Here is a 21,410-nt window from a genome sequence, read left to right as displayed (position 1 = left end):
AGCGCGGCCAGCCCCGTTTCTGGGATCTCGACGAGCGGCATCACTTGAAAGGCGCGCAGTTTGAGCATATTTTGATGCTGTCTTAATCAAAATGTGCTAGGAAATGTGCCATGACGGCCTTGAGCTTGGATACGACGGCAACCCGGTTCGGGGACGGGCAATCACCGTTCCTGTCGGCGGATAGGGTCGCGAAACAGCTCGGCGTCACGCTGTCCGAGCTTGCCCGGCTGATCGGCGTTGCCCGCAACACGCTGACGGCGAAATCCGGCGCGCGCAAGGTGGACCACGCCTTGAGCCATGTCGTGCGCATCCTTGCCATGGCAAGCGAAATGGCCGGCGACGAGAACCGCGCGACAATCTGGTTCAAGCATCAGCCGATCCCCGGCTGGGCGGGCAAGACGGCCTTTGATCTGGTGAGCGAGGGCAAGTCGGACAAGGTGCTGGCCTATCTCGAGGCGGTGCGTTCCGGCGTCTATGCCTGATAAAGACGCGGGTAAGCTGACCCTCTGGCGCGCCTTCGTGCCGCAATGGGCCTTTGCGCCATTGTCGGGCGAGGGCGCGGCCCGGTTCGGCGGACGCTGGAACCCCATGGGCGCGCCGACGATCTATGCGGCGCGCGAACTTTCGACGGCGTGGGCGGAATACAATCAGGGCTTTGTCCAGCATCCGGCATTGATCGCGCAGTTAGAGCTCAAAGGCGCCAGACTGGCCGACCTTACCGATGAGGCGACGCTCACAAAGCTCGACACGGCAGCAGATATTCATCGGTGCGAATGGCGCATGGATCTCGACAAGGGTGAGGTGCCCGAGACCCATCGGCTGCGCGAACGGCTGATCAAGCAGGATTTCGACGGTGTGGTCTACCCTTCCTTCATGTCACCGGGCGGAACCTGCGTGGCGCTCTGGCGGTGGAACACAAATGGCGCACCGCGCCTTGATGTGGTCGATCCCGACAGCAGGCTGCCGAAGACACCGGCCTCGTGGATGTAGGAATCCCCGCATGGCGGAGAGGCGGACGCGCGAAAACAGTGCCTGAAGGCACCGGAACGAATGTAAAAGTTCAAATGCAGCGTCGGCGAGGATTCCGGCGCGCGGTCGCTGGCGCGGTAGACGAGCTGAAAAACGCGAATTCCTGCGGATGGAATTCGAGGTGCCTGCAGAAAGGCGCGTTTTTTCGCAACTGTCCGGAACAATCCATTTCGTTCATGCGTTGCCGTTGGGCCGATTTGCGTCGGCATCCACCACCGTAGTTTGCAACGATGTGAGGATGTGCAGATGAAGAACCTGTTACCGCAACTTCATGAAGGACATGCGCCGATCACGCTCCACCAGCTGTTCCGCGATGCACTGGACGCTTACGACGATTGGGTCGAAAGCGAAGAAGCTCCGAAGGTGTACCATCAGGGCGTTCCGGTTCCGATCGCGGTTGTGTTCGATCACATGCGTGATTGCACCGATATTCTGCCAAACAATATGGTGAGTGCCATTACCGAGCGGTTGACCAAACCCTGGAACAGCGACAGCCCCCTTGATGAAATGACCTTTTCGACTGCAGCACGTGTCATGTCCGTACTGATCCGCAAGCGAGAATTGCGCCGGACCGGCAGCGATATTAAAGCCTTTATTCGTCGGCTAGAAAGGCTGCGCTCCGAGCGGATCGACGGTTGACGTTCGGACAACACTACCAAACCACGCGCCAGGGGCGCACGGCCAAATCCCCTCCAAGTAACACAAATATATCGAAAAATTACAGTGCGTGAAAACGACTTGCTACCTGTGCTGCTTGTGGTTAAAATGATTAAATAGATAGACTATGCCGTATATTTGTGAACTGCCGTTGACTGACGGTGCCAAGGTTCAACAATCCAGCCGCATGACGCGGGGAGGGGATGATATGACGGTTCACGGTTTCTTGTCGCCCAACGCTTATGGCGGCCAGCCCCTGCAGATCGCCATCGTGGGCCGCGGCTTTTCCGGTCTGATGATGGCGATCGCTCTTCTGAAGTCGGTCAGCCAGCCGTTCCTCTTGCGCATGTTCGATCCGCAGCCGATCATCAGCGGCGGCCAAGCTCTGGCGACGGCCCGCTCCACCGAAATCCTGAACAGCCGCGCCCGCGATCTCTCCGTTTCGACGGGTGAACCCAAGGATTTCACCCGCTGGCTTCAGGCCAACGCGCATTTTCGCGAAGCGGTTTCCGCTGCGATCCCGGGCTTTGGCCAGATCTTCGTGCCGAAGGCCACCTTCAGTGATTATGTGTATCAGCGATTTTCCGAAGCTCTGGCCCAGCGCACGGATGTGAGCGTCCAGATGTCCAATGAGGGCATTGCGAGAATCCAGCGCAACGACAATGGCCTGTTCACACTGAGACTGGCTAACGGCAGCGAGGCCGTTTGCGACGCTGTCGTTCTGGCAACCGGCTATGGGTTGAAGGCTCCTCCACCGGAGGCGAACGAGCACGATGGTGGAGGCGCTCTGCCGGGATCGTCCGGCAATGCTCAGCATGTTGTCGTGATGGGTAATGGCCTGCGGGCTGTGGATCAGGTGTTGCAACTGCGCGACGGCGGATTTACCGGCCGCATCACGATCCTGTCACGCCGCGGGTTCCTGCCGCAGCCACACACTCGCATGCCCGCGGATGCTGTCTTCCCGTCTCAGCCGATGCCATCGCAGCTTCGCCATATCGTCCGGTTCGTCCGCAATGCGTGCGCGGAAGCCGAAGAAAACGGCTGGAGCTGGCAGGCGGCGATGAACGGCCTGCGCAAGCGTGCCCGCACCTTGTGGGCCTCGTTGCCGCCGAGTGAGAAGCGGCAATTCAATCGTCATCTCAGGGCCATCTACGACAGCCATCGTAACCGGCTCCCGGCGGACGTGCATGCACGGTTGGAACGGGAACTGGCCGGAGGCATGACGCAATTGAAGCGTGGGACCACGCTGAGGCACATCCCCGGCGGACTTGTCGTCCGCTGGGCCGGTCAGTCTGCCGAAGAGCAGTTCCCCGCGGACAAAGTTATCGACTGTCGCTGTCTGTCTCCCGATTTGAACGACCCCGTAATCGCCGACCTGATTTCCGCCGGTCTTGCAACCACGGATGAACTCGGACTTGGTCTTGCGGTCAATCCTGCGGGCGAACTGTTGACACCCAGGGGCAGGCCCGCCGGTCTCTTCGCCATCGGCCCCCTCGGTCTCGGGTCGCTTCCGGATATCGATCTCGTTCCGGAGATCGTGACACAGGCGTACGCTGCCGCAACACTGGTCAACGCGCAATTGCGGCCGCAGTTGCAGGCTGGCTGACCGATTTTCGATCTCTTCTGCTGGTGATCTGATGCCGCGGCCATTGGTTCGCGGTCGAGATCCGGCCCTCCGATTTCCTCGGTTGCACCCTTGAATTTAACGCCTCAGGAACGGCGTGCCGGAGGACGGATTTTCCGTAACCGATAAAATATATAGATATTATTATTTTGTACTCGAGGTCGTATCCGGAAACACTGGCAGCCGAAATGCCACCGCCGTACGAACTGGAGAAAAATTGCACATGAGCGCCATTCCTGAAAAAATCAACGTTCTCTGGTTTTTGCCGACGCATGGAGAAAGCCGTTATCTCGGTACCTCCGTCGGCGGCCGCAACGTCGATATCAACTATCTGAAACAGATCGCCCAGGCCGCTGACAATCTCGGCTACTACGGAGTGCTGATCCCGACCGGCCGAAGCTGCGAGGACAGCTGGATCGTAGCCTCGGCGCTGGCGCCGCTGACGGAGAAGCTGCGCTTCCTCGTCGCCGTCCGCCCCGGTCTGCTGAGCCCGACACTTGCCGCCCGCATGACGGCGACGCTTGACCGGATATCGAGCGGACGTCTGCTCATCAACGTCGTCACCGGCGGCGACCCGATAGAAAACAAAGGTGACGGCATCCACTATTCCCATGAGGAACGCTATGAGGTCACCGAGGAATTCCTCGACATCTTTAAAGCCGTGCTGCGCGGCGAGGACGTGACCGTCAAGAGCAAGCATTTCGACATCGAGGATGCGAAGCTTCTGTTCCGGCCGTTCCAGGATCCGCATCCGCCGCTCTATTTCGGCGGCTCTTCCGGCGTCGGCCAGCAGGTTGCGGCGCGCACGATCGACAAATACCTCACCTGGGGCGAGCCGCCGGAGGATGTCGAGAAGAAGATCGCAGAGGTGAGGGCGCTGGCGGACGCCGAAGGCCGGGAGGTCACCTTCGGCATCCGGCTTCACGTGATTGTCCGCGAGACGGCAAAGGAAGCCTGGACAGCGGCCGATGAGCTCATCAAATATGTCGACGAGGACACGATCGCGGCGGCTCAAAAGGTCTTCCAGCGCATGGATTCAGTTGGCCAGAGCCGGATGAGCAAGCTGCATGGCGGCCGCAAGGACAAGCTGGAAATCAGTCCGAACTTGTGGGCCGGTGTCGGGCTGGTGCGCGGCGGTGCGGGAACGGCGCTCGTCGGCGATCCCGACCAGGTGAAGGCGCGCATCGACGAGTATCGCCAGCTCGGCATCGACACCTTCATCCTTTCCGGCTATCCGCATCTGGAAGAAGCTTACAAGTTCGGAGAGCTGGTGCTTCCGAACCTGCCGCTCAACCATCCCGTGAAAAGCTATTCCCCCAGCGCCAACACCGGTCCATTCGGCGAGACCATCGCCGGAGATCATCGCCCGACACTCAAGGCTTCCCAGTCCTGACGAGCCGACATCAACAGCCAATGCCGTTCCTTGAAGAACATCGGGAGTTGCGGATATTTATGACGTGTCCTGCGATTAAACTGTGATGTTCAACCGTTAACCAGGGCAGTGACCACAGATCGGTCGCTGCCCGTTTCGGTTGACAAACGACAGACAAGTCTGAAGAGTACAACCGCTTAAAACGGCAGCGTTGGGGAGGACTTATGTCTATGCGCGCGTTTATCCGCTTTTCAGCCATCATTTTCGCTGCCCTTGCATTTTCACCCACGACCCATGCGGCGGAAACGGGCCGGCATGTGGTGACGACGGAAAACGGCGACTATTTCGGCTTTGACCTGCGCACCGAGCAGAACGTCACCCTCGGCCAATGTGAAAAGGTCTGCATCGCCGACGCCGCCTGCCGCGCCTTCACCTACAATCCCAAGGTGAAATGGTGTTTCCTCAAATCCGACTACAACAAGCTGAACACATTCAATGGCGCGATTGCGGGCAAGATCGTCGAAGCCTCCTCCAATGAGCCGGACATCGGTGCGCCGCCGGCACTGCCATTTCTCAGCGAGCAGTTGCTCGCCGGCGCCCGCGCAGCCAAGGACAATCTCGCGCTGGAAGCGGATCAGGAAGGGCAAGGGCTCAACGGCCTGATTGAGGCTGCCCATCGCGAACTTGCGGCCGGCAACATCGCCCCGGCCCTCAAAGCTTTCCAGGGTGCCCTGGCGATCCTTCCCGATGATGGTGCCCTGTGGATAGAGGCTGCTCGCGCCGCCAACCGCGTCTTTGGCAATACCGATTTCGCAACCCAGGCCGCGTTTGCGGCCATAAACGGCTATCAGTTGACACGCACGAGCCAGTCGCGCGCCGACGCTCTCGCCGTTCTGGCAAAGGCGCTCGAAAGTTCGGAGAATTTCCGAGCAGCGCTTGGTGCCTACAAGGCGAGCCTCGCGCTCGTCGAGACAAAAACGGTTCGCGCCGCCTATGCCGAGCTGAAAACCCGCCAGGGTTTCCGCGTCACGGACCATACGATCGATTCCGACAGCGCGGTACCACGGGTCTGCGCCCAGTTCTCCGAGCCGCTGGTAAAGACGGATTACACGCCCTTTGTCACGCTCGATGGCGCAGCGCCTAAAGCGCTGGAGGCAAAGGGCAGCGAAATCTGCGTCGAGGGCCTGAGCCATGGCCAGCGCTACAAGCTGGCCTTCCGGCAGGGCCTGCCGTCTTCGATCGCGGACGAACCGCTCGATACCCAGGTCAATCTCGACGTCTACATTCCGGACCGGGCAGCGATGGTGCGCTTCACCGGCGACAGCTTTGTGCTGCCCGGCACCGCCCGGCGCGGCATTCCGATCGTCTCGGTCAACACGACGAGCGCAAATCTCAAGCTCTACCGCATCGGCGACCGCAATATCGCCTCGCTGCTGACATCCTCGCAGTTCCTGACCCAGCTCGACGGATACAGCGCTCAGCGCATCCGCGACGAGAACGGCGAAATGGTCTGGCAGGGCTCGATCGATATTTCGACCGACCTAAACAAGGAAGTGGTGACGAGCTTCCCGGTGGATGAGGCGTTGCCGCAGCGCAAGCCCGGCGTCTACGTGCTGACCGCGGTCACTGCCACCGGAGCGACGAACGAGTGGGACAGCCAGGCGACGCAGTGGTTCGTCGTTTCCGATATCGGCCTGTCCACCTATTCCGGCACCGATGGCCTGAGCGTCTTTGCCAGGTCCCTGGCGTCGGCAAAGCAGATCCCCGGGGTCGAACTGACGCTGCTCGCCAAGAACAACGAAATTCTCGGGACGGTGACCACCGACGCCGATGGTCGCGCCACCTTCGACGCCGGTCTCCTGCGCGGCACTGCCGCCATGACCCCGGCGGTCATCACGGCAAAAGGCGGCAAGGATGATTTCGTCTTCCTCGACTTGACCCGAGCCGGCTTCGACCTCTCTGACCGCGGCGTCACCGGTCGCGCGGCCCCGGGCGCCATCGACATCCTGACATGGACCGAACGCGGTATCTACCGCGCGGGCGAGATCGTGCATGTCTCGGCCCTGGCGCGCGACAGCGCCTCGGTTGCGATCGAGAAACTGCCGCTGACCTTCATCTTCATGCGCCCTGACGGGGTGGAGGATCGTCGCGTCGTCAGCGATGGCGGACAGGCCGGTGGTTATACGCTCGATCTCGCCCTGCAGCCGAATTCCATGCGCGGAACCTGGACCGTGCAGGTCTTTACCGACCCGAAGGGGACAGCGATCAGCGAGAAGCAGTTCCAGGTGGATGATTTCGTGCCGGATCGGGTCGAATTCGATCTGGCGAGCGCCGTCGAGCAGATCGAGGTCGGCAAGCCGACGCCGGTGACCGTCGATGGCCGCTTCCTCTATGGCGCGCCGGCGGCAGGGCTCGAGCTCGAGGGTGAAGTCGGCCTGAAGCCGACCCGCGAAAGCGCCGAGTTCAAGGGCTATTCGTTCGGCCTCGCCGACGAGGAAGCAACGGAGGACAGCCGCACGCCGCTCGAGGGACTGGTGCCGCTCGACGAGGATGGCAAGGCGACCTTCGATGTCGACCTGACCGAGACGCCGTCGACCACTCAACTGCTCAACGCCACCATCACCGTGCGCGTTCAGGAGGCCGGTGGCCGTGCCGTCGAGCGGTCGCTGGTCCTGCCCGTTCGGCCGCAAGGCGACATGATCGGCATCAAGCCGCAATTCACCGGCGACCTCGCGGAAAACGCTGTCGGCAAATTCCATGTCATCGCGATCGACGCGCATGGCGAAAAGCAGGCAAAAACCGGCCTCATCTGGAAGCTGCTGCGTGTCGAGCAGGATTATCAGTGGTACCGGGACGGCTCCGCCTGGAAATACGAGCCGGTCATTTCGACCAAACAGGTTTCGACCGGCAAACTCGATGTCACCAGGGACGGGGGAGAGATTTCGCTTTCAGCCGGCTGGGGGCGCTACCGACTCGAAGTCGAGACCGCCGATATGGACGGCCCGGCATCGAGCGTCGAATTCGATTCAGGCTGGTATGTCGCGACGACTTCGACGGAAACGCCGGACGGCCTGGAGATCGCGCTCGACAGGCAGGACTACGCGGTCGGTGACACAGCCAAGCTCAGGATCTCGCCGCGGTTTGCAGGCGAGGCGTTGGTCACGATCGGTTCGGAAAAGCTGATCGCCACAAAGACGGCGACCATCTCCGCAGAAGGTGGCGAGATTGATATTCCGATCACTGAAGAGTTCGGCGCCGGCGTCTATCTGACGGCGACGCTCTACCGTCCCGGCGACGCGCAGGAGAGCCGCATGCCGATGCGGGCCATCGGCATTAAATGGCTCACCGTCGATCCCGCCGACCGCAAGCTCTCGGTCAAGCTGGACGTGCCCGAAAAGACATTGCCACGCCAGACCCTCAACATCCCGGTGGAAGTTGTCGGGGCAGGCGCGGGCGAAGGAGCCTACGTCACCGTTGCTGCCGTTGATGTCGGCATCCTCAACCTGACCCGATACGAAGTACCCGATCCGGAAGGATGGTATTTCGGCCAGCGGCAGCTCGGCCTCGAAATCCGCGATCTCTATGGGCGCCTGATCGATGGATCGCTCGGTGCCACCGGCCGCTTGCGCACGGGGGGCGACGGCGGTCAGCTGCCGCTTCAGGGAAACCCGCCGACCCAGGAGCTTGTGGCCTTTTTCTCCGGCCCCGTCGAGCTCGACGCCAGCGGCAAGGCGATCGTCAGTTTCGACATCCCGCAATTCAACGGCACGGCCCGCGTCATGGCGGTTGCATGGTCGAAGAGGGGTGTCGGCCACGCCAGTGCCGATGTCGTGATTCGCGATCCGGTCGTGGTGACGGCGAGCCTGCCAAAATTCCTGGCGCCCGGCGACAAGGCAGAGCTGCGCCTGGACATCGCCAATACCGACGGTCCCGCCGGCGACCTCAATCTCAAGGTCACCAGCAACTCCTCTGTCGTTATCGACTCGGCCCAAGCCGAGCAGACCTTCAACGTCAAACCGGGCGGCAAATTCGATCTGACGCTGCCGCTCTCGGGCGTTCATCCTGGCAGCGGCGCTATCTCGATCGAACTGACGAGCGCCGATGGGTTGTCGCTGCAGCAATCCGTCTTCGTTCCGGTTCGCCCAGCTGCGCTGCCGGTGACGACACGTCATCCGGTCACCATCGAGCCCAATGCCAGCCTGAAGGTGGATGGCGAGCTGTTGGCGGAAAGCATGCTGCAGGGGTCAGCCGTCAGCATCAGCGTGACGCGCTCGGCCGCCTTCGATATCCCAGCGCTGCTGACCTCACTCGATCGTTATCCCTACGGCTGTGCAGAGCAGACGACCAGCCGGGCGCTGCCATTGCTCTATCTGAGCGAGCTTTCGAAGCAGTCCGGCCTGCCCGATGATACGGACGTCCAGAAACGGGTGCAGGAAGCGATCTACCGCGTCCTGTCCTACCAGTCCTCGACCGGCAGCTTCGGCCTGTGGGGTCCGGGGTCGGGTGATCTCTGGCTGGACGCCTATGTCACCGACTTCCTGACCCGGGCGCGCGAGCAGAAATACCAGGTGTCCGATCAGGCCATGGTGCAGGCGCTCGACAACCTGCAGAATGCCCTGAGCTACGAAATTGACGTGAAGAGCCAGGGCAACGAGATCGCCTATGCACTCTATGTGCTGGCGCGCAATCGCAAGGCCGCGATCAGCGACTTGCGCTATTATGCCAACACCAAGCTTGATGAATTTCCGACGCCGCTGTCGAAGGGGCATCTGGCGGCAGCGCTCGCGCTTTACGGCGATGCGCAACGCTCCCAGAGCGTTTTCGCAGAGGCGCTGCAGATGGCCGCGGACACGAAGACCAGCATCCTCGATCGCTCCGACTACGGTTCGCCGCTCCGCGACGATGCCGCGGTGCTGACGCTGGCGGCCGAGAGCCGCCCGGTGCCGGCGATCATTCCGCAACTCTCCAAGATCGTTGCGCGCGAATGGGAGCGCACCTCCTATACGAGCACGCAGGAGCAGATGTGGACTCTGCTTGCCGCCCGCGCCATTCAGGGCGGCGACCAGGATCTGAAGCTTGACATCAATGGAACGACGCGTAGCGGCGGTTACGCGGCACGTCTCACCGGCGATGCGATCCTCGACCAGCCGATCACGATCGGCAACAGGTCGAGCGATCCGGTCACCGCTGTCGTCACCACGGTCGCGGCTCCCGCCTTTCCGCTGCCCGCCGGCGGCAATGGCTTCACCATCCAGCGGACCTACTACACGCTGGACGGCGAAGAAGCCAACATCACTCAGGCCAAACAAAACGAACGCTATGTGGTCGTCATCAACGCCACGGAGAGCAATGCCTGGCCGTCGCGGGTGCTGATCACCGACCTGCTGCCGGCGGGCTTCGAGATCGACAACCCGAGCCTCGTCGACAGCGCCAAGCTGTCAAACTTCGAATGGATCGGCGAGATCGAGGCCGCGCATACAGAGTTCCGCAGCGACCGATTCGTTGCGGCTTTCGACCGGTCGAGCGGCGACGACCGGGCGATCACCGTCGCCTATGTCGTAAGGGCCGTCACGCCGGGGATCTATGACCACCCGGCGGCCAGCATCGAGGACATGTACCGGCCGCAGTTTTCCGCGCGCACGGCGATGGGGCGCTTGGAGGTTCAGGCGGTCGAATAATGTCGCTCTGGCGCACGTCCTCCATTGCATTCTGCTGCCTCGCCCTTCTGGGCGTGGCGGCGCTGGCTGGCCTGGAGGCAGCCGACCGTGCCTATCCACCGCCGCTCGAGAAGGCGCGCACCGTCTCTGCCGAGGTACTCGACGCCGATGGCCAGCTGTTGCGCGCTTTCGCGACGCATGAGGGTCGCTGGCGGCTGAAGACGACGGCAAAGGATGTCGATCCGCAGTTCGTCCGCATGCTTGTTGCCTATGAGGATCAACGCTTTTGGCAACACAAGGGTGTCGATCCCTGGGCACTGATGCGTGCCTCCTGGCAGTTTGCGACGCATGGACGGATCGTTTCGGGCGCTTCAACGCTGTCGATGCAGGTGGCGCGCCTGATCGAGCCGCGCGAGGGGCGGTCGTTTAACGCAAAACTTCGACAACTCGCCCGCGCCATTCAGATCGAGCGGCGCCTGAGCAAGACGGAGATCCTCGATCTCTACCTCACGCATGCGCCCTATGGCGGCAATCTCGAGGGCATCCGCGCCGCAAGCCTTGCCTATTTCGGCAAGGAGCCGCGGCGCCTGACCGTGTCGGAAGCTGCCCTGCTTGTAGCGCTGCCCCAACTGCCGGAAAAGCGCCGGCCTGACCGCCATCTGAAGGCCGCCGAAGCGGCTCGCCAACGTGTTTTGATGCGCATGGCTGTGGCAGCCGTGATCGGCGAAGGGGAGGCGGAGCGCGCCGCTGCGGTCGCCGTGCCGGAACGCCGCCTGCAGCTTCCGACCCATGCCGCCCACGTAGCGGAAGCCGCCTTGCGCAAACAGCCGAACGGCGCGCGGCACCAGACGACGCTCAGACGGCCCATTCAGAAAGCGCTTGAGACAGTCGCGAGGGACGCTGCGGCAAAACTCGGACCCAAAGTTTCGATCGCCATGGTCATGGCCGACGCGCGCACCGGCGAGATCGTCGGCGAGGTCGGGTCTGCCGATTATTTCGACGCCAGCCGCTCCGGCTGGATCGACATGACGCGTGTTTCCCGCTCGCCCGGGTCGACGCTAAAACCCTTTATCTATGGCCTCGCCTTCGAGGAGGGGCTTGTCTCGCAAGAAACGATCATTGAGGACCGTCCCGCGGATTTCTTCGGCTACCGCCCGCGCAATTTCGACATGACCTATCAGGGTGACGTCAGCATCCGCCAGGCCCTCCAGCTGTCGCTGAACGTGCCGGCTGTCCGGCTGCTGGACGCTGTCGGTCCAAGCCGGATGATGATGCGTTTTCGCCGAGCGGAAGTCAGGCCGGTTCTGCCTCCCAACGAGGCTCCTGGCCTTGCGATCGGGCTCGGCGGGCTGGGTGTCACCCTGAAGGACCTTGTGCAGCTCTACGCGGCGCTTTCAAACCGGGGCCAGCCGATACGGCTTGGCGACGGCATTCAGGACCAGCCGGGACAGATCGAAGGCGAGCTGCTCCTCGATCCGGTCGCGACCTGGCAGATCACCGATGTCTTGTCAGGCGTGCTGCCACCTGCTGGAGCCGTCCAGCGTGGCATCGCCTATAAGACCGGCACGAGCTACGGCTACCGCGATGCCTGGTCTGTCGGATTCGACGGCCGCCACGTGCTTGGAGTCTGGGTCGGCCGGCCGGACAATGGGGCTGTTCCCGGCCTGACCGGCTACGGTTCGGCAGCACCCATCCTGTTCGAAGGGTTCGCCAAATCCGGCGTCGCGACAACACCGCTACCGCGCGCGCCTGCAGGCGCGACACGGCTCGCCCAGTCCGAGTTGCCGATCAGCCAGCGGCGGTTCTCGCTGAACTCCAATGGGCTCGTCTCTGCGGTCGTCCGTGAGCCGGCGCCGCAGATCGTCTATCCCCCGGAAGGAGCCCGCGTCGAACTCGGGGTCGATACAGCAGGTACCCCCATGCCATTGGTCCTCAAGCTGCAGGGCGGAAGGGCACCTTTCCGCTGGCTGGCAAACGGCAAGCCGCTGCCGGAAACATCCCGGCGTCGCATCAATCAATGGGTTCCCGATGGAGCCGGTTACTCGACGCTGACGGTTATCGATGCGGCGGGCCGCGCCGCGAGCGTTCGCGTCTTCCTTGACTAGATAGACTGTTGCGCTGTCGATACGGGCGGCACAGGCGAGCGTCTTCACATCTTCAACTGTGCGTCGTGGTGAATTGGGATTCACGAAGGCAAGCGCATGATTTATCAATAGGCTTGTGATTCGGCCCGGCTTGATTCGAAAATGCGCCGCGATCCTCCTGCCAGGAAACAGACGGGGGCTCATTGTCTTCTGCAGAAATCCCAACGTCACGGTATGCGCTTGCCGGCATCATTCTGACGCTCAGTCTTGCCGGTTGCGGCGCGCGCGACGGCGTGCGGCTGTCCGATACGGCAGTGACGGTCCCTGAGGAGACAGCCTTTGCACTGCCGCCGCCCGGCGGTCCGGCGGTCGTCAGCATCGTCGAGCGCCGTTTCAGCAACAGCACGCAGCAGGACATCCTTCTGTTTACCTCTGCATCGACGCCGGGGCAAAACGTCCTTCGCGTACAGATGTTCGGACCGGTCGGCCTGCAGATGGATGGTCAGAAGGCGCTTGGCTATTCCTCTGTCAGGGCGAGCGACATTGCCAAGGAAATGCGCCGAGAGCTTCCAGGCGTTGCCCTAGCCCAGTCGCCGCTCTACCTGCAGAACAATTACGGGCCTTTCAGCTATGCCTACGGCCGCGGTCATGGCAATGATGCCTGTCTGTATGCCTGGCAGCAGATCCGCTCGCCCGACGAAGCAAGGACGGTCTTCCAGAACCGCGGCACGATCCAGGTCCGCCTTCGTCTTTGCGAAGATGGCGCGAGCGAAGAGAAGCTGCTCGGTACAATGTACGGCTACACCATTCGGGGCGCGTTCAATGCAGCGGGATGGAACCCCTATGGCGAACCGCCGAGCGTTGATCCGACCTTGGGCCGGACCGGAAACCCGATCTATCCGAAAAGGGAGGAGCTGCGCGACGCTGCCATCGTTGCTGTGGAAGTGACGAAGCCTCGCCCCTTCGTCCGGCAATCGCAAGCCGTTGGCGTGGAGAAGGTCGAGACCGCGAGACAAGCGTCTTCGAGTGAAACGGTTCCTTTACCAACGGGCACGGATATAGGGGGCGTCGTTGTTCCTTCGCCGGACTGTATGACACAGTCTGAAGGTACCACGCAGTGCAAGTAACCTCGACATGGTCAATTGCTGATCTCAGTGAGTTGACCATGGCGTTTTAAGGGCCTCCGCCATGAACGGCTTGTCACCGGGCGGTCTCCTCAAGGGCATCCACCATGCGCAAGGTAGCCATTATCCTTTCCTGGATCATCACGTCCCTCGGCGTGATTGCACTGGTTACCCTGCCGATCAACCTGCAAACGCAACTGATCGCCAGCATTGCCGTCGTCACCTTCATGGCGGTTATCAAGATATTGCGGGCGGAAGGGACGTGGCGGCTTACCGCGCTTGCCTTCGGCACAGCCATTGTCATGCGCTATGTTTACTGGCGCACGACCAGCACACTGCCGCCGTTCAACCAGCTCGAAAATTTCATTCCTGGCTTTCTGCTCTACCTAGCCGAAATGTACAGCGTCATGATGCTGGGCCTCAGCCTTTTCGTCGTTTCGATGCCGCTGCCGCCGCGGCCGTCGCGCGCCGCATCGGAAGGGAAATATCCGAGCGTCGATGTCTTCGTCCCCAGCTATAATGAGGATGCCGAGCTTCTCGCCAACACGCTGGCGGCTGCGAAAGCCATGGACTATCCGGCCGAGAAGCTAACTGTCTGGCTTCTCGATGACGGTGGCACGCTGCAAAAGCGGACGTCGCCGAACCTTCTCGAAGACCAGATGGCCAAGGCCCGGCATCAGGAACTGCAGATACTCTGCAACGATCTCGACGTCCGCTATCTGACCCGTGATCGCAACGAGCATGCCAAGGCCGGCAATCTCAACAACGGCATGCGGCATTCCACCGGCGAGTTGATTGCGGTCTTCGATGCTGACCACGCCCCGACCCGGGATTTCCTGCTCGAGACGGTAGGCTATTTCGAGGACGATCCCAAGCTGTTCCTCGTTCAGACACCCCATTTCTTTCTCAATCCTGACCCCGTCGAACGCAATCTGCGGACTTTCGAAAGGATGCCGAGCGAGAACGAGATGTTCTACGGCATCATCCAGCGCGGCCTGGACAAATGGAACGCTTCCTTTTTCTGTGGTTCCGCCGCCGTGCTGCGGCGGCAGGCGCTTGACCAGACCGGCGGCTTCAGCGGCCTCAGCATCACGGAAGACTGCGAAACGGCGATCGCGCTGCACGCCAGCGGCTGGAACAGCGTCTATGTCGACCGGCCGCTGATTGCCGGTCTGCAGCCGGCGACATTTGCCAGCTTCATCGGCCAGCGCAGCCGCTGGGCGCAGGGCATGATGCAAATCCTGCGGTTCCGCTTCCCGCTGCTGAAGCGCGGCCTGTCGATCCCGCAGCGGCTCTGCTACATGTCATCGACCCTCTTTTGGCTTTTCCCCTTTCCGCGCACGATCTTCCTTTTTGCGCCGCTTTTCTACCTGTTCTTCGACCTGGAGATCTTCATGGCATCGGGCGGCGAGTTCCTCGGCTATACCCTTGCCTATATGCTCGTAAACCTGATGATGCAGAACTATCTCTACGGATCGTTTCGCTGGCCCTGGATTTCCGAGCTCTACGAATATGTGCAGACGATCCACCTGTTGCCGGCCGTCGTCTCGGCCATCGTCAACCCCCGGAAGCCGAGTTTCAAGGTGACCGCCAAGGACGAATCCGTCCTCGTCAGCCGGCTGTCGGAAATCAGCCGACCATTCTTTGTTATCTTCGCCGTGTTGTTGCTCGCCGTCCTGGTGACTGCCTACCGGGTCTACACGGAACCTTACAAGGCCGACGTCACCCTGGTCGTCGGTGGCTGGAACCTCCTCAACCTTCTCCTTGCCGGCTGCGGGCTCGGGGTTGTCTCCGAGCGGGGCGAATTGACGGCAACCCGAAGGGTCAAGGTCGCGCGCCGATGCGAATTCGGGCTTGACGAGCAATGGTACCCGGCCACAATCGATAACGTTTCCGTCAATGGCGCTCGCGTCAATGTTTATGCGAAGAACCTGGGGACCTTGCCGTTGGACAAGCGCGGCCTGATCCGCTTCACGCCATACAGCAGCGGTCATGAGGAAATATTGCCGGTGGCGGTCCGTAACACACAGGTCGCCGGCGATATCGTCACCGTCGGCTGCCTTTACCTGCCGGAGGCAGCACGCGACCACAGCCTGATCGCCGATCTCATTTTCGCGAATTCGCAGCAGTGGACGCAGTTTCAGATGTCGCGCCGCGGAAATCCGGGTTTGCTGCGTGGAACCATCTGGTTCCTCGGGCTTGCCCTTTATCAGACCAGCCGCGGAATCATCTATTTCTTCAGCAGTCCAGGGGCGAGAGACAAGGCCCGTTTGGCTGCGGAGGCGAAACGATGACGAGGACCGCTCTGCTGGCATTGATCCTGCTTGTATCGCACAATCTGCCGGTTCGCGCTCAGGCGCCCTTCGACATGACGCCGGAGCGGCCGGCGTCGGACGCACCGATCGACGGTTGGACAGGGGACGAGCCGGCTTCCCGGCCTGTGGTCGAGACACCGGTCGCCCTACCGCCCGAAGCCGAAGCGTTCAAGCGCTACCTTCTGCCAAACGGCAATCTGCATCTCAATGGGGAAACCGCGGGCCTGGTCTGGTCTGTGTATCTGACGCCACAGCAGGCGGGGACCGGGGCAAAGTTCAATCTCGGTTATCAGAACTCGATTTTCGTCGCGCCGGAAGTGTCGCGTCTTTCAGTCGAGATCAACGGCACGAAGATCGCCGACGAAGCCGTTCGGTCCGCCGATACCGTTTCCGACTTGAGCTTTACCGTGCCGAAGGATCTGCTCAAGCCCGGCTCGAACCTGATCCGCATCCACGCAGACCAGCGTCACCGTACGGACTGTACGATCCAATCGACCTATCAGCTCTGGTCGAACGTAGATTCCGAAAAGACTTTTCTCAACTTTTCGGGCAGCGAGGCGCGCGGGTTCCGGAGCCTTGACGATATCCGGGCGATTGGCGTTGACGACGATGGCCTCACCCGGTTCAATTTCGTCGTGCCCGCATTGGATCAGCCCAGCACGACGATACCCTTGATGCGGCTTGCCCAGGGGCTGGCTGTTCTCGCCGGCATGCCGAACCAGTCCTTCTCCTTCGACACGCGCAGCACGGCTGAAGCAAAGGCGGGCGAGTTGGCGGTGCTCGTTGGCACGCCCGCCGAGCTTCAGCCCCTCCTTGCCGCCTTGCCCGCCGCCGCCAGTGCAGGCCCCCTCGCCGGTTTCGTCGAAGATCCGGGGACCGGCTCGCCGGTGCTTGTCGTCAGCGGGCCGACATGGCAGGCGATCGGCGCGGCCATCGAGAGTATCGTTGCACCCACCGAGGTCAACGGTCCCGCAGTCCGCCGCGACGCCATAACCACACAGAGGTGGCGCTCTCCCGACGCGCCTTTCCTTTTCTCCGATACGCGGCTGCAGTTCTCCCAGCTCGGCTTCAAGACCGAAGAATTTTCTGGCCGGCGGTTTCGGACGGATTTCACGGTCGGCGTTCCGGCGGATTTCTACGCCAACGCCTATGGCGAAGCGGTCATCCTTCTCGACGCCGCCTACTCCCCAGCCGTTGTGCCCGGCAGCCACATCGACGTATACGTCAATGGAAATATTGCATCGACCGTGCCGATTGCATCGTCCGGCGGTGGCATCCTCAGGCATCTTCCGATCAACGTGACGATGCGGCATTTTCGTCCGGGCGTGAATACGATCGCAATCGAAGCCATGCTCGAGTCCGAGGATGACAAGCTCTGCGCACCCGGCGCGACCGGTTCTGAAACGCCGCGGTTTGCGCTGTTTGACAGCTCCGAATTCCACATGCCCGACTTTGCGCGCATCGCCCAACTGCCCAATCTCGCCGCATCCGCCGGCACCGGTTTTCCCTATGGTAGAAGCCAGGATGCCACGCGCCTCTACCTTGATCGCATCGATGCCGATACGCTATCGGCGACGGCGACATTTCTCGGGCGGCTGGCGGTTGGCGCCGGCCACCCGATCCCGGTGGAGACCGTGGCGTCTGCGGCATTGATCGGCAACCGAAGCGCAATCTTCATCGGTGCCCTTTCGCAAATGCCGGAAACGGTTCTGACGCAGATGAATATCGACCAAACAAGCCGTACCACATGGGGATCGGGCACGGACGGGCAGGGCGGCGTCAACACCGAAGTAGCGCTTGACGCGTGGCGGGAAAAACTGCGCGGCGGCACTTTCGCCGGCTGGATTGCCGGGTTCGAGGATTGGGTGAAGGAGAATTTCGACATTTCCTTTTCGTCGTTGCGTTTCGCGTCGGTATCCGAGAAGAGCTTTGCGCCCTCGCGTGAAACGACGCTGCTGGTCGCCCAAGGCGCAAGCCCCGACGGCAGCGGCACGTGGTCCCTGGTGACGGCACCGACAGGCAAGGACCTGCGCGATGGCGTGCAGGCCGTAAGCACGCAGGACAGCTGGGGACAGCTGGCCGGTCATATCACCACCTACGCGCGTGGCACCAAAACGATCGATACCGTACCTATCAATGACTTCGATTTCGTCGAGACCCAGCCAGCCTCCCTTTCAAACTACCGGCTGATCGCCGCCAACTGGCTCTCGACCAACATTCTGACCTATGCCGTGCTGCTGGCAGGACTGGGCGTTATGCTGGGACTTGCAACCGCCATGCTGCTCAACAATCTCGGGCGACGGGAATAATGGGAAAACTGCTTGCAGCGCTCCTCGCAGGCATTTTTACTCTCTGCCTGCAGGCGCCTGCGGCCGAGGCACAACAGCCGATGATCAGCACCGAAGCCTGGCAAGCCTACAAGGCAAAATTTCTCGATCCCGGTGGCCGCATCATTGACGACGGGAACGGCAATATCAGCCACAGCGAGGGGCAGGGCTATGGCCTGCTGCTGTCGGTCCTGGCCGGTAGTCCGGCGGATTTCGAGTTGATCTGGACTTTTACGCGCACCGAGCTTGTGCTGCGCAATGACGGCCTTGCCGCCTGGAAATGGAGCCCAGGCGCCAGGCCGCATGTCACCGATATCAACAATGCGACCGATGGCGATATCCTGATCGCCTACGCGCTGGGCATTGCCGGCCAGCAATGGGGCCGCAGGGACTATACGGCGGCCGCAGCAGCCATCGCCCGCGCCATTCTTGCAAAGACCGTTGTCGAGGAAGGCGGCCGGACGCTGTTGCTGCCTGGCGCCATGGGCTTTTCGGCCGGCGACCGCAAGGACGGCCCGATCATCAACCCGTCCTACTGGATTTTCGAGGCCTTTCCTGTTCTTGACCAACTGGCGCCGTCGCCGGCTTGGGGAAAATTGCGCAACGATGGGATCGCATTTGTCGATCAGCTTCGTTTCGGCCCGAAACAACTGCCCGCCGACTGGATTTCCCTAGAACCCAACCCGAAGCCCGCCTCCGGATTTCCGGCTGAATATGGGTATAATGCGCTGCGCATACCGCTCTATCTCGTTCGAGGCGGCGTCACGGACCGGCAACTTCTTTCAAGATTTCGACAAGCCACGTCCGGCGCCAACGGCGCGATAGCAATTGTAGATTTGAATTCTGGTGCAACCAGAAGCAATCTTACGGACCGCGGTTATCGAATTGTTAACCATATTCTGGCCTGTGTGGTGGACAAGACAGCGTTGCCGGCGGATGTAAAGCAGTTCACGCCAACGCTGTATTATCCTTCGACGCTCCACTTATTGGGGTTGTCTTTCGTTGCTGCAAAGCATCCGGAGTGCTTATGAAGCCGTCCATTATCGCATTGTCAGCGATCATCGCGGCCGTCGGCATCGTCGGCATGAAGAAACCCGATTATGTGAGGAATATGGTTCAATCCCTTTCGCCTGTGGGTGAAAACGGCTCCGCTCTGCCGTTGGGCCAGCCGCAACTACAGCGATCCCTACAGGCCGCCGAGGAAAAGCCGCCGATATTTCGGGAAATCAAGCGGCCTTCCCAGCCTCCGCTTGATACCGTGGTTACGGCGGCGACTGCATCCGAGGTTGACGAAAGCGCCCTACGCTACTTCGCAAGCCAGGGGGATACCGCACGGCTGCAGGCGGAAATCTCGCGCCTGAAGGCGCTCTATCCCGATTGGACTCCGCCCAAAGACCCTCTGGCCGTTCCGCCAAACGAAGACAAGCAGCTAGAGACGATGTGGCAGCTCTATTCGCAGGCACGCTACGCCGAAGTCCGCAAAGCGATCGCGGAAAGGCAAGCTGCGGATCCCGCCTGGCAACCAGCTGCGGATCTGCTCGAACGGTTGAGTGTGGCCGAGGCGCGGCTGCGATTGATCAATGCATCCGATCTCAAGCAATACGAGACGGTCGTGCGCATCGGCGCCGAGACGACCAGTCTGCTGACATGCAGCGAGGTCGATGTTCTCTGGCGCGTTGCCGAGGCACTTTTCCGAACCGGCAAGTCGCAGCGGGCAACGGACGCCTATACCTACATCCTGAGCAATTGCCAGAATCCCGCCGAACGTCTGGCCACCATCCAGAAGGCAGCGGATCTACTGCCCTTGAAAACGGTCGAGGAGCTCCTGACCAAGGAGAAGACGACGCCGGATGGCAAGCCGGAATTCGACAGCATCCGAGACGAGCTTGCGCGCCGGTTCGTTGCCGAGGCCAATGCCGACGGCAAGAGTGTCGTGCCGCCCCAGTATGTTTCGCGCGTCGAGCGGCTTGCCGAAACTGGCGGCCTTGCCTCCGACGCCCTGTTGCTCGGCTGGTATCATCTGCGGCGCGGTGACATGGAGGCCGCCGAAAAATGGTTCCGGCGCGCCCGCGACAAGGAGGATTCCGCTTCCGCCTCACAGGGGCTGGCGCTGACCTTGATCGATCGCAACATGCCTCTCGAAGCCGAAACAGTGATGTATCGCTGGCGCGACGCCTCGAAGGAGGCGAAAGCGGTGTACCTGGCTGCGACCACAAACCTGCTTGCAGTTGATCCACCGATTCCGATCTCGGCAGAAGTCCTGAAGAGGATCGCCTCAGAGGTGATCACGTCGCGCGACGCGGCAACGGCGCAACAGTTCGGTTGGTACGCGCGTGCCCTGAACCAGCCGCAGACGGCGGTGCAATGGTTCAAGACCGCGCTTGGCTGGAAGCTGGATGACGAGCCTTCCGCCTACGGGCTGGCGATCACTTACCTGCAGCTAAACGACATGAAGGGCGTTTCCGAGATCCAGCGTCTCTGGGCGGGACGCTCGGAGCGCATCGCCAAACTTGGCGAAGAGGAAAGAGAACCCGAAACCTCCCGGAAAGGGCTGCCGCATGCGGAGGAAACGGCAACGACCCAATTCGGGACCCGCCCCGCCGCGCGAATAGATGCAGTTTCCAAGGGGCCCCGGGGCCATGTCCGTCCGGAGACCGCCGTTCGACCCCGCGAGCGCAGAAGCGCTGTAACCGTGCGGGGCTGCAGGACGACGATCAACCCGCAAACGCTTTCTCCGGATGCAGCGTTGGCGCGCGGCTGGTGCCTGATGGAGCTGAACAGGCCGATGGAGGCAGCCGCTGCTTTCGAGGTCGGCCTGCTCGGCGCGTCGGCGAAAACGCGCCAGGACGCGGCTTATGGGCAGAGCCTGGCCTATCTGCGTTCCGGATTGGCGAGCAAGGCTGCCGTCGCGGCAGTCAGGGCGCCGCAGAACCGCCAACGCGTTCTTGAACTGCAGACAGCCATCCTGGCCGACAAGGCCGTCGCCGCCTTCGATGCGGGCCGCCCGCGGGAAACCTTGCTTGCACTCGACCAGCTGAAACAGATCACGCCGGAAAGGACGGACCTGATGGCCCTGCGCGGCTATGCCTATCTGAAATTGAAGCGATATGGCGACGCCCGTCGGGTCTTCGAAGCCCTGGCCGCGATCGGCAATACGGATGGCCAGCGTGGAGTTGCCATTATCCATGAGATATTCCATGGAAACGATTGAACGGACGGTG

At 61.6% G+C, this 21,410-nt stretch carries 12 protein-coding genes; all 12 read left to right on the top strand.

All coding sequences use genetic code 11. The features are described 5' to 3' along the window. The first annotated feature begins 110 nt into the window (after nucleotides 1-110). The 12 genes from JNB71_RS21985 to JNB71_RS21930 all read left to right on the top strand — a co-directional run bounded on the left by JNB71_RS21985 (nucleotide 111) and on the right by JNB71_RS21930 (nucleotide 21,400). The gene (locus JNB71_RS21985; protein ID WP_018329139.1) at nucleotides 111-482 is read left to right on the top strand and encodes an antitoxin Xre/MbcA/ParS toxin-binding domain-containing protein; all 372 of its coding nucleotides are present in this window, start codon (nucleotides 111-113) and stop codon (nucleotides 480-482) included. Next, nucleotides 448-990: an RES family NAD+ phosphorylase gene (locus tag JNB71_RS21980; protein WP_431029575.1), complete on the top strand. Its 543-nt coding sequence runs from the start codon at nucleotides 448-450 to the stop codon at nucleotides 988-990. The genes JNB71_RS21985 and JNB71_RS21980 overlap by 35 nt, the downstream gene beginning before the upstream one ends. Nucleotides 991-1,275: 285 nt before the next feature. Continuing rightward, nucleotides 1,276-1,668, top strand: coding sequence for a hypothetical protein (locus JNB71_RS21975; RefSeq protein ID WP_220373903.1), 393 nt, complete (start codon nucleotides 1,276-1,278; stop codon nucleotides 1,666-1,668). 226 nt (nucleotides 1,669-1,894) lie between these two features. Beyond that, the gene (locus tag JNB71_RS21970) at nucleotides 1,895-3,292 is read left to right on the top strand and encodes an FAD/NAD(P)-binding protein (RefSeq protein WP_220373902.1); all 1,398 of its coding nucleotides are present in this window, start codon (nucleotides 1,895-1,897) and stop codon (nucleotides 3,290-3,292) included. A 241-nt stretch (nucleotides 3,293-3,533) separates the two neighbouring features. Then, nucleotides 3,534-4,703: an FMNH2-dependent alkanesulfonate monooxygenase gene (gene ssuD / locus JNB71_RS21965; RefSeq protein ID WP_220373901.1), complete on the top strand. Its 1,170-nt coding sequence runs from the start codon at nucleotides 3,534-3,536 to the stop codon at nucleotides 4,701-4,703. Nucleotides 4,704-4,912: 209 nt separating this feature from the next. Beyond that, nucleotides 4,913-10,360, top strand: a complete 5,448-nt coding sequence (locus JNB71_RS21960) for an alpha-2-macroglobulin family protein (RefSeq protein ID WP_220373960.1) — start codon at nucleotides 4,913-4,915, stop codon at nucleotides 10,358-10,360. Beyond that, nucleotides 10,360-12,444, top strand: coding sequence for a penicillin-binding protein 1C (gene pbpC / locus JNB71_RS21955; RefSeq protein WP_220373900.1), 2,085 nt, complete (start codon nucleotides 10,360-10,362; stop codon nucleotides 12,442-12,444). Before JNB71_RS21960 ends, pbpC begins: the two co-directional genes overlap by 1 nt. 182 nt (nucleotides 12,445-12,626) lie before the next feature. Next, a complete protein-coding gene (bcsN, locus tag JNB71_RS21950) occupies nucleotides 12,627-13,550 on the top strand; it encodes a cellulose biosynthesis protein BcsN (RefSeq protein WP_222857376.1) in 924 nt (307 codons plus the stop codon). 104 nt (nucleotides 13,551-13,654) lie between these two features. Further along, nucleotides 13,655-15,841 (top strand): UDP-forming cellulose synthase catalytic subunit, encoded by a 2,187-nt coding sequence (gene bcsA / locus JNB71_RS21945; RefSeq protein ID WP_220373899.1) that lies wholly within the window; start codon nucleotides 13,655-13,657, stop codon nucleotides 15,839-15,841. Beyond that, nucleotides 15,838-18,171 carry a cellulose biosynthesis cyclic di-GMP-binding regulatory protein BcsB gene (locus tag JNB71_RS21940; protein WP_220373898.1) on the top strand — a complete coding sequence of 778 codons (2,334 nt, stop codon included), beginning with the start codon at nucleotides 15,838-15,840 and terminating at the stop codon, nucleotides 18,169-18,171. Before bcsA ends, JNB71_RS21940 begins: the two co-directional genes overlap by 4 nt. Next, on the top strand, nucleotides 18,171-19,220 hold the full coding sequence (locus JNB71_RS21935; RefSeq protein ID WP_220373897.1) for a glycosyl hydrolase family 8: 1,050 nt from the start codon (nucleotides 18,171-18,173) through the stop codon (nucleotides 19,218-19,220). Before JNB71_RS21940 ends, JNB71_RS21935 begins: the two co-directional genes overlap by 1 nt. After that, nucleotides 19,217-21,400 (top strand): tetratricopeptide repeat protein, encoded by a 2,184-nt coding sequence (locus JNB71_RS21930; protein WP_220373896.1) that lies wholly within the window; start codon nucleotides 19,217-19,219, stop codon nucleotides 21,398-21,400. Before JNB71_RS21935 ends, JNB71_RS21930 begins: the two co-directional genes overlap by 4 nt. Nucleotides 21,401-21,410: the final 10 nt, after the last annotated feature.

Origin of the sequence: Rhizobium herbae (assembly GCF_019511375.1) — a bacterium.
Taxonomy (GTDB): Bacteria; Pseudomonadota; Alphaproteobacteria; order Rhizobiales; family Rhizobiaceae; genus Pararhizobium; species Pararhizobium herbae_A.
The sequence above is the reverse complement of the archived record's forward strand: the minus strand, read 5'-3'. Positions and strand labels throughout refer to the sequence as shown.

Excerpts from the sequence above, each read along its gene's own strand:
- JNB71_RS21985 (WP_018329139.1), top strand. The coding sequence starts at position 111 with ATGACGGCCTTGAGCTTGGATACGACGGCAACCCGGTTCGGGGACGGG.
- JNB71_RS21975 (WP_220373903.1), top strand. The coding sequence starts at position 1,276 with ATGAAGAACCTGTTACCGCAACTTCATGAAGGACATGCGCCGATCACG.
- JNB71_RS21970 (WP_220373902.1), top strand. The coding sequence starts at position 1,895 with ATGACGGTTCACGGTTTCTTGTCGCCCAACGCTTATGGCGGCCAGCCC.
- ssuD (WP_220373901.1), top strand. The coding sequence starts at position 3,534 with ATGAGCGCCATTCCTGAAAAAATCAACGTTCTCTGGTTTTTGCCGACG.
- JNB71_RS21960 (WP_220373960.1), top strand. The coding sequence starts at position 4,913 with ATGCGCGCGTTTATCCGCTTTTCAGCCATCATTTTCGCTGCCCTTGCA.
- pbpC (WP_220373900.1), top strand. The coding sequence starts at position 10,360 with ATGTCGCTCTGGCGCACGTCCTCCATTGCATTCTGCTGCCTCGCCCTT.
- bcsA (WP_220373899.1), top strand. The coding sequence starts at position 13,655 with ATGCGCAAGGTAGCCATTATCCTTTCCTGGATCATCACGTCCCTCGGC.
- JNB71_RS21940 (WP_220373898.1), top strand. The coding sequence starts at position 15,838 with ATGACGAGGACCGCTCTGCTGGCATTGATCCTGCTTGTATCGCACAAT.
- JNB71_RS21935 (WP_220373897.1), top strand. The coding sequence starts at position 18,171 with ATGGGAAAACTGCTTGCAGCGCTCCTCGCAGGCATTTTTACTCTCTGC.
- JNB71_RS21930 (WP_220373896.1), top strand. The coding sequence starts at position 19,217 with ATGAAGCCGTCCATTATCGCATTGTCAGCGATCATCGCGGCCGTCGGC.